This window comes from Enterococcus sp. M190262 (assembly GCF_005843965.1).
GTDB lineage: Bacteria > Bacillota > Bacilli > Lactobacillales > Enterococcaceae > Enterococcus_D > Enterococcus_D gallinarum.
Genome location: NZ_CP040461.1, coordinates 1326492 through 1341410 on the forward strand (window position 1 = coordinate 1326492; position 14919 = coordinate 1341410).

Sequence of the window (14919 nt, forward strand, 5' to 3'; positions counted from 1 at the left end):
GACGTCACGCAAAACAAAAAATACCCAAACGATACACAAACCCACAGACGCTGGCTTTATGCTCAGCTGAAAGTGATTCGTCTATCGTTTCGGTTCTTGTTTGCTTGTGTTGCAGCCTCTTTGCACGGCCTACATTTTGTCGCCAAGCACATCAGCATTCAATTCATAGATTTTCGAAGGGCGTCCAATACCGACGGGCTTTTCACCGATTTCCGTGAAATATTGAAGCATGGCTTTTTTGAAATTTGAATGGTCAATCAATTTAAAATCGATCCCCAAAAATTTAGCGAAGACTTTACGTGCTTCAGTGATCGTGAAGCTTTCGCCGAGAACCAGCAGTACTTGTGGTTCGTGTTCCATTTTGTTTGCCACTCGTTCAAATGCTTTCAAAATAATCGCGCTATGGTCAAAAGCCAATGTATCCTTACCGACAGATTGTCCCGAGACTAGGTCCAAGATAATCTCAACATCGCCACTAGATAAAAAGATTTGGTTCGCCTTTCTCTCTAATGAAAACCAGCGGACTTGATTGGCATCATCCCCAGCGCTCAAAGGTTCTTCGCCGATAAAAGCGAGATAACTGACCGTAATGACCCAGCCCCGCGGGTCTCGCCCTGGTGTGCTGAAGGTATGGAGTTGTTCGATGTTTTGCTTTGAGATGGTTACGCCGATCTCTTCTTGCGTCTCGCGAATGACACTTTGACCAGTTGACTCATTCGGATTGACGAAACCACCCGGTAAAGCCCAAGAATTTCGAAAGGGATGCCCTTTTCGCTGAATCAGTGCAATCTTCAGTTCTTCTTCTTCTTTGTTGTAACACATCAAGACCATATCGACTGTCACAGAAGGCTTCTCATATTTTGGCTGGTCCTGACTGCGATACCAAGTTAAAAATTCTGCTTCAGAAGCTTCTTTTTCATAATACTCTTTTTCTGCTGTTTTTGAGGTGAATTCTTTCATTCCTGTCTCCTACTCCTGATATGATGAAATAATAATGATGATGGATTAGTTAAAAAAATAGGGAAAAATCAAATTGATAAAAAAGAGTGCTAAATAGAAGAATGCCGCTTTTTGTGTGTGCTTCATGGCTAAATATCCCCACACAGCGATCCATAGCAGGAACCCATAACGAAGCAATGATGTGATGACCACAAAGAAGCTAGCTAGATTTTGCCCATTGAAATAGCCGTAAAAATACAAATAAAAACTAGAAAAAATCAAATGGATGATCGTTAAAACAGCTAAGATCATGAAGCGCTGTTGTTGTTTTTTCAAGCGAAAAACCCTCTCTTTCAAACGTTCATTCCTATTATAGCAAAAAAACAGCTCATAAACCAAAAGGAGCTGATAGTAAAATTATCTCATCAATTTGGGCAAAAGAAAAAAGGAAAAACTCACAGAAAATTATGGTATACTACCTTAGTATACACTTTACAGGTGAAAAGGAGGACATACGCCCATGGCTGAAAAAGAAACATTTTATATTACGACGCCAATCTATTATCCAAGCGGCAAATTGCATATCGGAAATTCTTATACAACGATAGCTTGCGACGCAGTAGCACGTTATAAACGTCTAATGGGCTTTGATGTGTTTTATTTGACTGGTGTTGATGAACACGGGCAAAAAATCGAAAAAAAAGCGGAAGAACTAGGTGTTGATCCACAAGAATATGTAGATAAAATGGCTGCCGATGTCAAAAAATTGTGGAAAACATTGGACATCAGCTACGATAAATTTATCCGGACAACGGACGACTATCACAAAAAGGCAGTCCAAAAAATCTTTCAACAATTATTGGACCAAGGAGATATTTATCTTGGCGAGTATGAAGGCTGGTACTCTGTCTCTGATGAAGAATACTTCACAGAAACGCAATTGGCAGAAGTTTATCGTGATGAAGAAGGACATGTGATCGGTGGGAAAGCACCAAGCGGCCACGAAGTAGAATTAGTAAAAGAGTCTTCGTACTTCTTCCGCATGAGCAAATATGCAGATCGTCTGGTGCAATATTATGATGAGCACCCAGAATTTATCCAACCTGAATCCCGTAAGAATGAAATGATCAATAATTTCATCAAGCCAGGTTTAGAAGATTTAGCTGTCTCCAGAACAACTTTCAAGTGGGGGATTCCAGTAACGGCGAGTCCTGAACATGTGGTCTATGTTTGGATCGATGCTTTATCAAACTATATTACAGCACTAGGCTATGGTTCCGATGACGATTCATTGTTCCAAAAATACTGGCCGGCAGATGTTCATATGGTTGGGAAAGAAATCGTTCGTTTCCATACGATCTATTGGCCAATCATGCTGATGGCATTAGATTTGCCATTGCCTAAAAAAATCTTCGGTCATGGTTGGCTGATGATGAAAGACGGCAAAATGTCGAAATCTAAAGGCAATGTCGTTTATCCAGAGATGCTTGTTGAGCGCTATAGCTTGGATGCTTTGCGCTACTACTTGCTGCGGGCAGTGCCTTTTGGCAGTGACGGCGTCTTTACACCAGAAGACTTTGTTTCCCGGGTAAACTATGATCTAGCCAATGACCTGGGTAATCTATTAAACCGCACTATCGCTATGATCAATAAGTATTGTGAAGGAATCGTTCCTAAATATGCCTCAAAAGTAACTCCTTACGATAGTGAGTTGTCAACAACCGCAGCCAACGTCGTAGGTCGCTACCATGAAGCAATGGACAAGATGGAATTCAGTACTGCATTGTCGGAAGTATGGACGTTGATCTCTCGTGCCAACAAATACATCGATGAAACACAACCGTGGGTATTGGCCAAAGATCCTGAGAAAAAAGCAGAATTAGACAGTGTGATGGTCCATCTTGCAGAAAGCTTGCGAATCGTAGCAATCTTGCTGCAACCGATCATGACCGAAACACCGGCAAATATTTTCCATCAGTTAGGCTTAACTTCAGAAGCCATGGACTTGAAAGACTTGCGGTTCGGTGAATTTCCTAGTGATACCAAAGTAGTGGCTAAAGGAACGCCAATCTTCCCTCGTTTGGAATTAGAGACGGAAGTCGCTTATATCCAGAAGAAAATGGCGGAAGGAACGCAAAGCACTGCTGAAACAGTCAAATGGAACCCAGAAGAAACGGTTCTTGCTTCTGAAAAAACAGAGATCAAATACGATGATTTCGACAAGATCGAATTGAAAGTAGCTGAAGTGATCGACTGTCAAAAAGTCAAAGGAGCAGATAAACTGCTTCAATTTCGCTTAGCTGCGGGTGATGATCAAGATCGACAAATCTTGTCAGGAATCGCTGAGTTTTATCCAGAGCCGCAAGATTTGATTGGTAAGAAAGTCGTAATCGTAGCTAATCTGAAACCACGTAAGATGCGGGGGCAAATCAGTCAAGGGATGATCCTTTCCGCGGAAGATACCGAAGGACGATTAAAAATCGTTGAAGCTCCAAAGGGAATGCCTAACGGATCAATCATTGCCTAAGCGAGACAGTATTTAATCATTTCTGTTCTTTTTTCAGAAAATGAAATTGCAACCGAATGAAACATTTTGTATAATGGTCTTTATTGAGATGATCATGAGGGAGTAACTGGCAGCTTATCGTTGCGGCAACATCACCATCCTGAAAGAAATTTCTGGTGTTGCCTTAAATAGTGAGACTCGTGTATGTGTTTTAGTGCATACATGAGTCTATTTTTTTTCATTTCATGTACAATAAAGAAGGAAGAAGAATAAAGGAGGAAAAACATGTCTGAAGAGAATAAAAAAGAGCAACTCTCGCAAGCTTTTTATGCACAAGAAGCTGAGGCTGTTCTGAAAGAGCTGCAAACCGATGCCAACGGTTTGACAAATGACGAAGCCAAAAGTCGTCTGTCACAATATGGCGCCAATGAATTAGAAGAAGGTAAGAAAAAATCGATGGCTCAAAAATTCTTTGAACAATTCAAAGATTTGATGATCATCGTCTTGTTAGCCGCTGCGATCATTTCTGCTGTCGTGTCACATGAAATCGTCGATTCAATCATTATTTTAGCCGTTGTTATTATCAATGCGATCATGGGCGTGGTTCAAGAAGCGAAGGCCGAACAAGCCATCGAAGCGTTGCGGGAAATGTCAACGCCCAATGCCAATGTATTACGAAATGGGCATACGGTGACGATCAAAAGCGATGAACTGGTTCCCGGAGATATCGTTCTTTTAGAAGCCGGCGATGTGGTACCAGCTGATTTACGCTTATTAGAAGCTAGTTCTCTGAAAATCGAAGAAGCGGCATTAACTGGTGAATCGGTACCCGTAGAAAAAGAATTGACTGTGATCGATGCAACAGATGTTGGGATCGGTGATCGTGTCAATATGGCTTACTCCAACAGTAATGTGACTTATGGACGGGGAAAAGGGGTCGTTGTCAATACAGGGATGGCGACAGAAGTCGGTAAGATCGCTGGTATGTTAGCAAGAGCCGAAGAAACGGAAACGCCGTTGAAACGTAACTTGAATGAACTTGGTAAATTCTTGACGATCGCCATCATCGTGATCGCCGTAATTATGTTCTTTGTTGGTACGATCTTCAATAATACTTCTTGGGTCGACATGTTGCTGACATCAATCTCTCTTGCGGTTGCTGCGATTCCAGAAGGATTGCCAGCGATCGTAACGATCATCTTAGCACTAGGCACGCAAGTCATGGCCAAACGAAACGCTGTTATTCGTAAATTACCGGCAGTAGAAACATTGGGTGCGACAGACATCATCGCATCAGATAAAACAGGTACATTGACACTAAACCAAATGACAGTTGAAAAACTTTATGTCAATGACAAGCAACATGCTGCTTCTGAAGACATTCCATTGGATACAATGGCTCTGAAAGTCATGAACTTCGCGAATGATACTAAGTTCGGTGAGGAAGGCAACTTGATTGGTGATCCTACTGAAACAGCACTTGTTCAATTCGGGATGGATCAAGGCTTCCATGTGAAAGATCAAGTGAGTGCAGAACCTCGTGTAGCGGATCTGCCATTTGATTCTGATCGTAAATTGATGAGTACGATCCATGAACAAGAAGATGGTCGTTACTTAGTTGCAGTGAAAGGCGCGCCTGATGTCTTATTGGGACGTGCGTCAAAAGTCTTGTTGAACGGACAAGAAGTACCAATGACTGAAGAAGAAAAACAAAAAATCTTGTTCAACAATACAGATATGGCCAAACAAGCGCTTCGTGTCTTGGGAATGGCATACAAGTATGTAGATACAGTACCAGAAAACTTGGAATCAGAAATCGTAGAAAATGATCTAGTCTTTGCTGGTCTTGTAGGGATGATCGACCCTGAACGGGCTGAAGCAGCCGATGCTGTGCGAGTAGCTAAAGAAGCTGGTATTCGTCCAATCATGATCACAGGAGACCACCGAGACACAGCAGAAGCAATCGCTGGACGTCTAGGAATCATCAAGCCTGGTGATGACGCAGCTGTATTGACGGGTGCTGAATTGAACAAAATGAGTGATGAAGAGTTTGCACAAAAAGTGACTCATTACTCGGTTTATGCACGGGTTTCACCTGAACATAAAGTTCGGATCGTGAAAGCATGGCAACATGAAGGCAAAGTCGTCGCTATGACAGGTGATGGTGTCAATGATGCGCCAGCACTGAAACAAGCTGATATCGGTGTTGGTATGGGAATCACTGGGACTGAAGTATCTAAGGGTGCTTCGGATATGGTTCTGGCTGATGACAACTTCGCAACAATCGTTGTGGCTGTTGAAGAAGGACGAAAAGTTTTCTCAAACATCCAAAAAGCGATCCAATATTTGTTAGCGGCTAACTTAGGTGAAGTTTTGACATTGTTCTTAGCTACCTTATGGGGCTGGGATACACTGTTGCCGATCCATCTGTTGTGGATCAACCTTGTAACAGATACTTTCCCTGCAATCGCATTGGGAATGGAGCCAGCTGAGAAAGATTTGATGAAGCATGCCCCTCGTGGCCGGAATTCGAACTTCTTCTCTGGTGGAGTCATGAGCAGTATCATCTATCAAGGGATCTTGGAAGCTGCAACGGTCTTGTTCGTCTACTGGTCAGCAATTCAATGGCCGGTACACGATACCTATGATGCAATCCATGCGGATGCATTGACAATGGCGTTTGCTACACTAGGATTGATGCAACTGTTCCATGCCTTTAACGTTAAGTCTGTTTACCAATCATTATTCAAAGTGGGACCTTTCCGCAACAAAACCTTTAACTGGGCAATCTTGCTTTCTTTTGCATTGATGATGGTCATCATTGTTGTTCCTGGATTAAATGACATCTTCCGAGTGGCTCATTTAGATCTCTATCAATGGGGAATCGTTCTAGGTGCATCCTTCGCGATCATCCCGATCGTTGAGATCGTTAAAGCTGTCCAACGTGCAATGGGCAAAAAATAAGCAGTCTCTAAATTTATTCCGCAGGCAGAGTATTCTGACTGCGGTTTTTGTTCACACCAATCGTCGTAAATGAATAATAGGGGCGAATGAACAATCTGCTTTTGCCGACCTTTTCATTTTTGGCAATAAACGGTAAAATAAAAGATAGCTAAGAAGAAAGTAGGGGAATGAATCGTGCGACCGAATTTAGGTTTTTATGTACAAACAATCAATGATCTAGTGAAAGAGACAGAGAAAATCGGGGAAACCATGAATCCGAATTATGAAGAGATTCGTCAGGCTCTCGATAAAAAAAAGGAATCTGAACTATCACCAGAGCGTCTGGAAACAATCGAAGCGTCCTTTAAAAAAGGAACGGACAAATATCGTTTGATGCTGGAACAGATCTCTAAATTACGCCCGCCTGCAACGGTCATGGGGATCCACAAGAAATTTGAACGAGCATATACGAAGTATGTTGCTGGCTGTGAAGAAATGATTCTAAGTATTGCTGATGGGGTCGATCGGGAAGCTTTCGATGCGGCAGAGAAAAAACAAGACGAAGCCACTGATGAAATCTCTTTTGCAATTCAGCGGATGACAGCACTCTTGTTAAAAAAATGATAAAGTTCGTTTATTAAACGAGAGTTATTTAATTTAAATGTTATGTTATTCTTATGTAAAATGATGATGGTGGATGTATAATGAATTCACAACCAACAACCTTTTTATTTTTCATTTTACTCCTTTTGCCATCAGGACTAACCAACCTGATGGTTTTTTTATTTTTATAAATGTTTTTTTACTCAAAATAATAAAATGACTGCAAAAGACATTGTGAATAAATTTACCTAACAGTTTGTTAGTATCGTTTCACTGCTAATCTAAAAACAAGTATCGCCAATTGCGGTTTTTCGCGGTAGATGCTATACTGAAAACAACTTATAAACGAAATGAGGGATCCTCCATTGAAAAACTAACCAATTTGTTGGAAGCTGCATAGAATCATGTTCTCTAGGGAGCAGTGTGCAGATTTTCAGGATTGGTGTGTTTTTCTGGAGGGTCTTTTTGTGTACTTTTCTGGAACCTGACCTGAAAATAGGCGCGGTTTTTGTCTAGAGATAGACAGGAGGTACAAAAGTGTCAAATATAAAAATAGAACAATTAAGTTTTGGCTTCGATACTCAGAATCATCTGCTGTTCGATCAAGCTGATTTGGTGATCGATACCCAGTGGAAATTAGGTTTGATCGGTCGAAATGGTCGGGGGAAAACTACTTTACTCAAATTACTGCAAGACCAATTGCCTTATAGCGGGACTATCACCCATCAGCAAGCATTCGTTTACTTTCCTCAACCAGTGGCAGATCCGCAACAACTAACCTATGATACATTACAAGATCTGTGTGACTTTGAGCAATGGCAGATCGAGCGAGAGTTAAATTTGCTTCAGTTGGATCCAGATGTCCTCTGGCGTCCATTTGAGACATTGTCTGGTGGGGAACAAACCAAAGTTTTACTTGCACTACTGTTCATCGATGAGGAACACTTTCCGTTGATCGATGAACCCACCAATCATTTAGACATTACAGCTCGTGCTCATGTAGCTGCTTATCTAAAACGGAAAAAAGGCTTTATCGTCGTCAGCCATGATCGACACTTTGTTGACGAAGTGGTGGATCACATTTTATCGATTGAAAAAAGCCGACTAGTGATTTATCAGGGGAACTTTTCTGTTTACGAAGAACAAAAGCAACGGCAAGATCAGTTTGAACAGGAGCAAAATGTTAAACTGAAAAAAGAGATCGGCCGTTTAAAGCAAACGGCTGCCGAAAAAGCAGAATGGTCACGAGGACGGGAACGAGATAAACTGGGATCACCAACAAAAAAAGGCAGTGGAGCAGTCTATGACACAGGAGCGATTGGTGCTCGGGCAGCCAGAACGATGAAACGATCCAAAGCAATCGTCAAGCGGATGGAAGATCAAGCACAAGTCAAAGAACAGTTGTTGAAAGACATCGAATATATCGATCCCCTTTCTATGAATGTTAAAGCCACGCATCACAAAGTTTTGCTGCGAGTGGAAAATTTGCAATTGACGTATGAGCAACCGTTGTTTGATCCGTTGAATTTTACCATCGAAGCTGGTGACCGGATTGGTATTTTGGGTGCAAATGGTTCTGGCAAATCGAGTTTAGTGGCTGGCCTATTAGGTCATTTTACTGGAACTGTCACCGGCTCTGTTTGGATGCCGCAACATTTGTCCATCAGTCGTGTTCGCCAAAATTACGAGGATAATCGAGGCACCTTGACTGAGTTTGCTGAATCACACCGATTGGATTATCAAGAATTGTTGAATAATCTGAAGAAATTGGGCGTGGAGCGAAATGTCTTTCAGACCCGAATCGAAGATATGAGTATGGGGCAGCGTAAGCGTGTGGAATTGGCAAAATCGTTGGCAACCCCTGCTGAGCTGTTTATCTGGGATGAACCCTTGAATTATCTGGATGTCTTTAATCAGAATCAGTTAGCTGAAGTGATCCAACTTGTCCAACCGACGTTGTTGATCATTGAACATGATCGCCATTTTCTGGATCAAGTGACTACACAACAATTTTTGCTTGGACATACAGATCTAGCGCGTCCATAAATCGAACCGGGATAGGATTTTTTAAATCTTATCCCGATTTTGTTATTTTAAAGTGGTGAGTTTTTGAGAAAGCTACCCTATTTTGATCGTTAGTCTGTTTTTTTGATTTGAGTGGTCTAGATAAAAAATAATAAATGAGGTGCCTGTTTTTTCTTTTTTTATTTATTTTAGCTGGATTTTTTATTTATTTTGCAAGAAAAAAAGCCTTACAATGCAATATTCTGTCGTTCAACAATCTCATTTTTTTCTCATCGTTCTGCTAGTTAATTAAAATTTCTTTCATAATTACCAAAGGGTTTTACAAAAGATTTACAATAACAGTACCGAATAAAAATATTCATTTGTTATCATAAAAATCGAATTTCTTTGAGCGTTTGACAACAGCCTGTAAGAATTCAGCTGTTTTTGTGTTCCTATCTTGCTGGTCGAACAAAAGCGGCAAAGAGAAAAATAATGGAGGTTCTTTTTTTGATAGAAGTAGTTGGGTTGAAGAAGGTCTTTGACAACAAGTTTGAAGCTTTGAAAGCGGTGGATTTTACGATCGAGAAGGGCGATCTTGTTTGTTTACTTGGGCCTAGTGGCTGTGGGAAGTCAACGATTTTGAATTTGATCGCTGGATTGTTGAGTCCGACAGATGGGGATATCCGCTTTAACGGAAATTCCGTGGTGAAAACGGAGCCAAAGGATCGCAATATCGGCTTTGTTTTTCAAAATTATGCCTTGTATCCTCATATGACCGTTTTAGAAAATGTCATGTTTCCACTGACTGTTGGTGATAAAAAAATCAAGAAAAACGAAGCGCAGCAAATTGCTGAAAAATATATGCAGCTGACCAATATTGAAGAATTGAAGGATAAAAAACCTGGTACATTGTCTGGTGGGCAGCAACAGCGGGTTGCCATCACTCGTGCGTTAGTCCAAAATCCTGAAGTACTATTGCTGGATGAACCATTGAGTAATTTAGATGCGCGTTTGCGTTTAAAGATTCGCGAGGAGATTCGTCGCTTAGTCAAAGAAGTTGGGATCACGACGATTTTTGTGACTCATGACCAAGAAGAAGCGTTGTCTATCAGTGACAAAATCATTTTGATGAATGAAGGCGTGATCCAGCAAAATGATGATCCGCAAAATCTTTATTTAGAACCCAATAATTTATTCGTTGCAAAGTTTATCGGAAACCCAATTATCAATATCTTGCCAGTGGAAGTGACAGATGGTGTCATGCATCATCCAGAATTCACGATCCCTACAGAGTGCTTCGTGGATATCCGCTTCAAGAAACCGTTGACAGATGGTCATTATACTTTAGGGATCCGTCCAGAAGATGTGTTAACGACGACCCAAACACCATTATTCAATACCGAGATAAAAAGTGTTGAACTAATTGGTCGTGAACGGATCTTGAACTTTGATCTGGCTGACATCCACGTTAAATCGATCGTTAGCATCGAAGAAATCATTGAAGAAGGAGCACACTTAGCTTTTGACTTCAATTACAAAAAAGCGTTCATCTTTGATGAAAAAGGGGAGCGAGTTTATTGATGTTCAAGAAAAATTATAATCCCGAAAATCAACCCAAAGCTTGGCTGTTCTTATTGCCCTCACTAGTCATTATTTTGCTCTTTAGTGTGTATCCATTATTTCGTTCATTGTTTATGAGTTTTCAAAAAGGATCATTGATCAATCAGCGATATGCCGGATTAGAAAACTACCAAAAAGTGCTGACGGATCCAGTGTTTTTCAAGGCGCTAAAGAATACAGCTTGGTTTGCATTCGCTGTGGTTCCTATTGCATTAGTGATTTCACTAGCGATCGCTTGGATCATCTTTGAAAAGGTGAAACATAAGAGCTTTTTTGAGACGATCTTCTTTATGCCGTATGTCACCAGTACCATCGCCATTGGGATTGTGTTTCGCTATTTCTTTAATGGGTCTTATGGGATCATCAACTACTTGCTGGGCTTAGTGGGGATTCCCGCCGTCAATTGGCTGGATAATGTCAATATGAGTATGCCGACACTGATCATTTTTGGGATTTGGAGCAGTTTGGCCTTCAATATTATTATTCTCTTAGCAGGGATGCGTAACATTGACAAAGAACATTATAAGATCGCAAAAATGTTTGGCGCCAATAACTGGGAGATTTTTCGCAAGATTACTTTTCCGCAGTTGATTCCGACATTTGCCTTCTTGTTGACCGTTAATATCATCAGTGCCTTTAAAGTCTATACACAAGTCTATGCCTTGTTTGGTGGTCAACCCGGTATCGCCAAAAGCGCAACCACAGCTGTCTATTATATTTATGACAAATTCCATATTGCGGGCCGTCCTGGGATCGCAATGGCTGCGACTGTGATTCTCTTTGTTATTATTTTGGCGGTGACCTTTATCCAAAATAAAATTTTAAAGAAAGTAGGGGAATAAGATGAAAAAAGTCGTAACCCTCATCTCTCTGATTTTTTTGGCGCTCTTAGCGATCATCACGATTTTTCCGTTTATTTATATGATTCTCGCGGGACTGATGACTTATAGTGAGGCCACCAGTATTCCGCCTACGATTTTGCCGGAGTCCTTTCAATGGAGCAACTATGCCGAAGTCTTTACCAAAGCACCATTTCTCCGTTACTTTCTGAATACAGTCTTTGTTTCAGCAGTCACGACTATCGCCACATTGATTACTGCTATTCTGGCAGCTTTTGCATTGACTAGTTTGGAATTCAAATTCAAAGGGCTTGTGATTGCTCTAATGATTTCCTTATTGATGGTTCCTTATGAATCAATCATCTTTACCAACTACAACACGATTGCTCAAATGGGGTTGTTGAATACTTACAGTGCGTTGATTATTCCCTTTCTGACAAGTATCTTTTATATTTATTACCTGAATGGCTATTTGAAAAGCATTTCGAATACCTTTTATAAAGCAGCAAAAATCGATGGTGCAAGCGATATGGCTTACATACGGCGGATATTGATCCCAATGTCTAAACCGGCACTAGTGACTGTTGGCATCTTGACCTTTATCTCGAGCTGGAATTCTTTCTTGTGGCCATTGTTAGTCACGAATGAAAAAAAATATCGGTTGTTGAACAATGGGCTAGCGGCCTTCACATCAGAAAGCGGTAGCGATGTTCATTTGCAGATGGCAGCTGCGACATTGACTGTCATTCCGATTTTGATCATTTATTTGATTTTTAGAAAAGAGATTATTAAAGGAGTGGCAAAAGATGGCATCAAAGGCTAAAACAACAGTTAAATTTCACAGTGGTATTCTCACGATCGGCGGCACCGTCATCGAAGTGGCATACAAAGATGCCCATATTTTCTTCGATTTTGGTTCGGAGTATCACCCAGAGCAGCCATTACCCGACGAAGCATTACAGACCTTAGTGGATCATCGCTGGGTCCCGCAATTGCGCAATGTCTATGATCCTCGTCTGTCTTATACGTATCATGGATCAGAACAAAAGGACTATCAAGAAACAGCTGTTTTTCTATCTCATGCCCATCTTGATCATTCAAAGATGGTCAATTATTTGGACCCTGCAATCCCTTTGTATACCTTGAAAGAAACCAAAGCGATCCTAAAAGCATTGAATCGCACCGGTGATTTTTTGATTCCTACTCCTCATGAAGCCCCTGCCTTTGTGCGGGAAATGATTGGCTTGGAACCCCACGATGTAATCAAAGTTGGTGAGATCGAAGTAGAGATCGTTCCTGTGGACCACGACGCCTATGGTGCCGCGGCATTGCTGATTCGAACACCGGATCACTTTATTGCCTATACGGGCGATTTGCGGTTGCATGGCTATCATCCAGAGCGGACAAAAGAATTTTGTCAGTTAGCCAAACACACGGATCTATTGATGATGGAAGGAGTCAGTATCAGTTTTCCTGAAAGAGAAAGCGATCCAGATACTATCGAAGTAGCCAGTGAGAAAGAATTGGTAGCGGCTTTTGTCGAGTTGGTCGAAAAAAATCCACAACGGCAAATCACTTTCAACGGCTATCCTGCCAATGTAGAGCGCTTTTTAGCTTTGGTGGATGCTTGTCCTCGAACGATCGTCCTTGAAGCACACCAAGCAGCATTACTGAAAGAAATCTTTGACAGAGAAGTTCCCTATTACACGGTTGAAGGCGGAGCTTCCTTAGCAGAGTTAGATCCTGCGCTAGAAATTGATTATCGTTCTTTATGTGTCGACACTGGCCAGTATGTCTGGCAAGCAGTTGACCATTTTGAAAATTTACAACCAGGCAGTCTGTATATCCATAGCGATGCACAACCGTTGGGGGCTTTTGATCCTGCCTATGAAGAGTTTCTCGCTTTGTTAGCAAAGCTGGAAATTGAGTTTGTACGGCTACCGGTTTCGGGACACGCAGTTCCTGAGGATCTTGATCAGATTATTGCGTGGATCGAACCAAAAAGATTGGTTCCAATCCATACCTTGAAACCAGAGAAACTGGTGAATCCGTATGGCGAAAGAATATTGCCAGAACGTGGCGAGAAAATAGAACTATAAAAGGATAGAGGAGAGTAAAGAATGAAATCAAAAAAACTAGCATTTGCAGCAGTGGCTGCGGCAACTTTAGTGTTAGGGGCATGCGGCAACAATGGCTCAAATGACAGTGCAAAAGGCAGCGATGAGATCGTTACAGAGGTTCCGAAAGATACTACTGTCACATTCTGGCATGCAATGAATGGTGCACAAGAAGAAGCACTGACGAAACTGACAGATGAGTTTATGGAAGCAAACCCAAATGTGAAAGTAGAACTGCAAAATCAATCTCAGTACTCCGATCTGCAGGCGAAAATCAATTCGACACTACCTTCACCAAAAGATTTGCCAACCATCACACAAGCGTATCCAGGTTGGCTTTGGAATGCAGCTCAAGATGAAATGCTTGTTGATTTAGGCGAGTATATCGATAATGATACGATTGGTTGGGGTGACCAAGAAGAAATTCGCTCTTCATTATTAGAAGGTGCACAAATTGATGGTGTCCAATATGGTATTCCTTTCAACAAATCAACGGAAATGTTATTCTACAATGCAGATCTTTTAAAAGAATATGGTGTAGAAGTACCGACAACATTAGATGAGTTAAAAGAAGCTTCAAAAACAATTTACGAAAAATCAAATGGCAGCGTTGTTGGTGCTGGCTTTGATTCATTGAATAACTACTATGCTATTGGCATGAAGAACAAAGGTGTTGATTTTAACAAGGATTTACAGCTAGACAGCGATGAATCGAAAGAAGTCATCAATTATTATGCGGAAGGTGTGAAAGACGGCTACTTCCGTATTGCTGGATCCGATCAATATCTTTCAGGACCATTCGCAAACGAACAAGTTGCGATGTTCATCGGCTCGATTGCTGGAGAAGGATATGTCAAAAAAGACACCGAAGGCAAATTTGAATATGGTGTCTCTGCCCGCCCAGAAAAAATCAATCTACAACAAGGAACAGACTTATATATGTTCACAAGTGCATCTCCAGAGGAACGTACCGCTGCTTTTGAATACATGAAGTTTTTGACTTCTCCTGAGTCACAATTAGAATGGGCAGTTTCAACAGGATACATGCCAGTTGTTCAATCTGTTTTAGATAGTGATGAATACAAGAACAATCCAGATACGAAAGTTGCTTCTGAGTTAAGTGAAGCAACAAAAGAACTTTTCTCGATCCCAGTAATTGAAAATGCAGACTCAGCTTACAATGAAGTTCGTTCCATCATGGAGAATATTTTGTCGAATACTGACAAAGATACCGATAAATTGATTAAAGATTCCATTCCACAACTTGAGGATGTTTGGAATCAATAGTTCTGCTCGTAAAAGGGCCAGACAATGACCCTATCAACCCGAAAGAGACCGTCAGATA

Annotated in this window: 11 protein-coding genes; 9 read left to right on the forward strand and 2 right to left on the reverse strand. The window is 41.2% G+C overall.

Going from position 1 to position 14919, the window contains the following annotated elements:
• Nucleotides 1–129 precede the first annotated feature (129 nt).
• Both FE005_RS06285 and FE005_RS06290 read right to left on the reverse strand, forming a co-directional pair.
• Nucleotides 130–960 (reverse strand): NUDIX hydrolase, encoded by an 831-nt coding sequence (locus FE005_RS06285; protein WP_060813097.1) that lies wholly within the window; start codon nt 958–960, stop codon nt 130–132.
• A gap of 45 nt (nt 961–1005) precedes the next feature.
• Entirely contained in the window at nt 1006–1275 is a 270-nt protein-coding gene (locus FE005_RS06290; protein ID WP_005472766.1) for a hypothetical protein, read from the reverse strand.
• Between the two features lie 184 nt (nt 1276–1459).
• On the opposite strand from FE005_RS06290, the gene metG reads away from it, so the two are divergent.
• The 9 genes from metG to FE005_RS06335 all read left to right on the forward strand — a co-directional run bounded on the left by metG (nt 1460) and on the right by FE005_RS06335 (nt 14861).
• Nucleotides 1460–3466 (forward strand): methionine--tRNA ligase, encoded by a 2007-nt coding sequence (metG, locus tag FE005_RS06295; protein WP_003128586.1) that lies wholly within the window; start codon nt 1460–1462, stop codon nt 3464–3466.
• Nucleotides 3467–3730: 264 nt separating this feature from the next.
• Nucleotides 3731–6409 (forward strand): cation-translocating P-type ATPase, encoded by a 2679-nt coding sequence (locus tag FE005_RS06300; RefSeq protein WP_138371473.1) that lies wholly within the window; start codon nt 3731–3733, stop codon nt 6407–6409.
• A 174-nt stretch (nt 6410–6583) separates the two neighbouring features.
• On the forward strand, nt 6584–7012 hold the full coding sequence (locus FE005_RS06305) for a hypothetical protein (protein ID WP_138371474.1): 429 nt from the start codon (nt 6584–6586) through the stop codon (nt 7010–7012).
• A gap of 516 nt (nt 7013–7528) precedes the next feature.
• Nucleotides 7529–9037: a ribosomal protection-like ABC-F family protein gene (gene abc-f, locus FE005_RS06310; protein WP_138371475.1), complete on the forward strand. Its 1509-nt coding sequence runs from the start codon at nt 7529–7531 to the stop codon at nt 9035–9037.
• A gap of 468 nt (nt 9038–9505) precedes the next feature.
• On the forward strand, nt 9506–10579 hold the full coding sequence (locus FE005_RS06315; RefSeq protein WP_081131448.1) for an ABC transporter ATP-binding protein: 1074 nt from the start codon (nt 9506–9508) through the stop codon (nt 10577–10579).
• On the forward strand, nt 10579–11460 hold the full coding sequence (locus FE005_RS06320; RefSeq protein WP_029487291.1) for a carbohydrate ABC transporter permease: 882 nt from the start codon (nt 10579–10581) through the stop codon (nt 11458–11460). The genes FE005_RS06315 and FE005_RS06320 overlap by 1 nt, the downstream gene beginning before the upstream one ends.
• A gap of 1 nt (nt 11461) precedes the next feature.
• Nucleotides 11462–12280 (forward strand): carbohydrate ABC transporter permease, encoded by an 819-nt coding sequence (locus FE005_RS06325; RefSeq protein ID WP_041119808.1) that lies wholly within the window; start codon nt 11462–11464, stop codon nt 12278–12280.
• Nucleotides 12264–13556, forward strand: coding sequence for an MBL fold metallo-hydrolase (locus FE005_RS06330; protein ID WP_138371476.1), 1293 nt, complete (start codon nt 12264–12266; stop codon nt 13554–13556). The genes FE005_RS06325 and FE005_RS06330 overlap by 17 nt, the downstream gene beginning before the upstream one ends.
• Before the next feature lie 21 nt (nt 13557–13577).
• The gene (locus tag FE005_RS06335; protein WP_103300332.1) at nt 13578–14861 is read left to right on the forward strand and encodes an ABC transporter substrate-binding protein; all 1284 of its coding nucleotides are present in this window, start codon (nt 13578–13580) and stop codon (nt 14859–14861) included.
• Nucleotides 14862–14919: the final 58 nt, after the last annotated feature.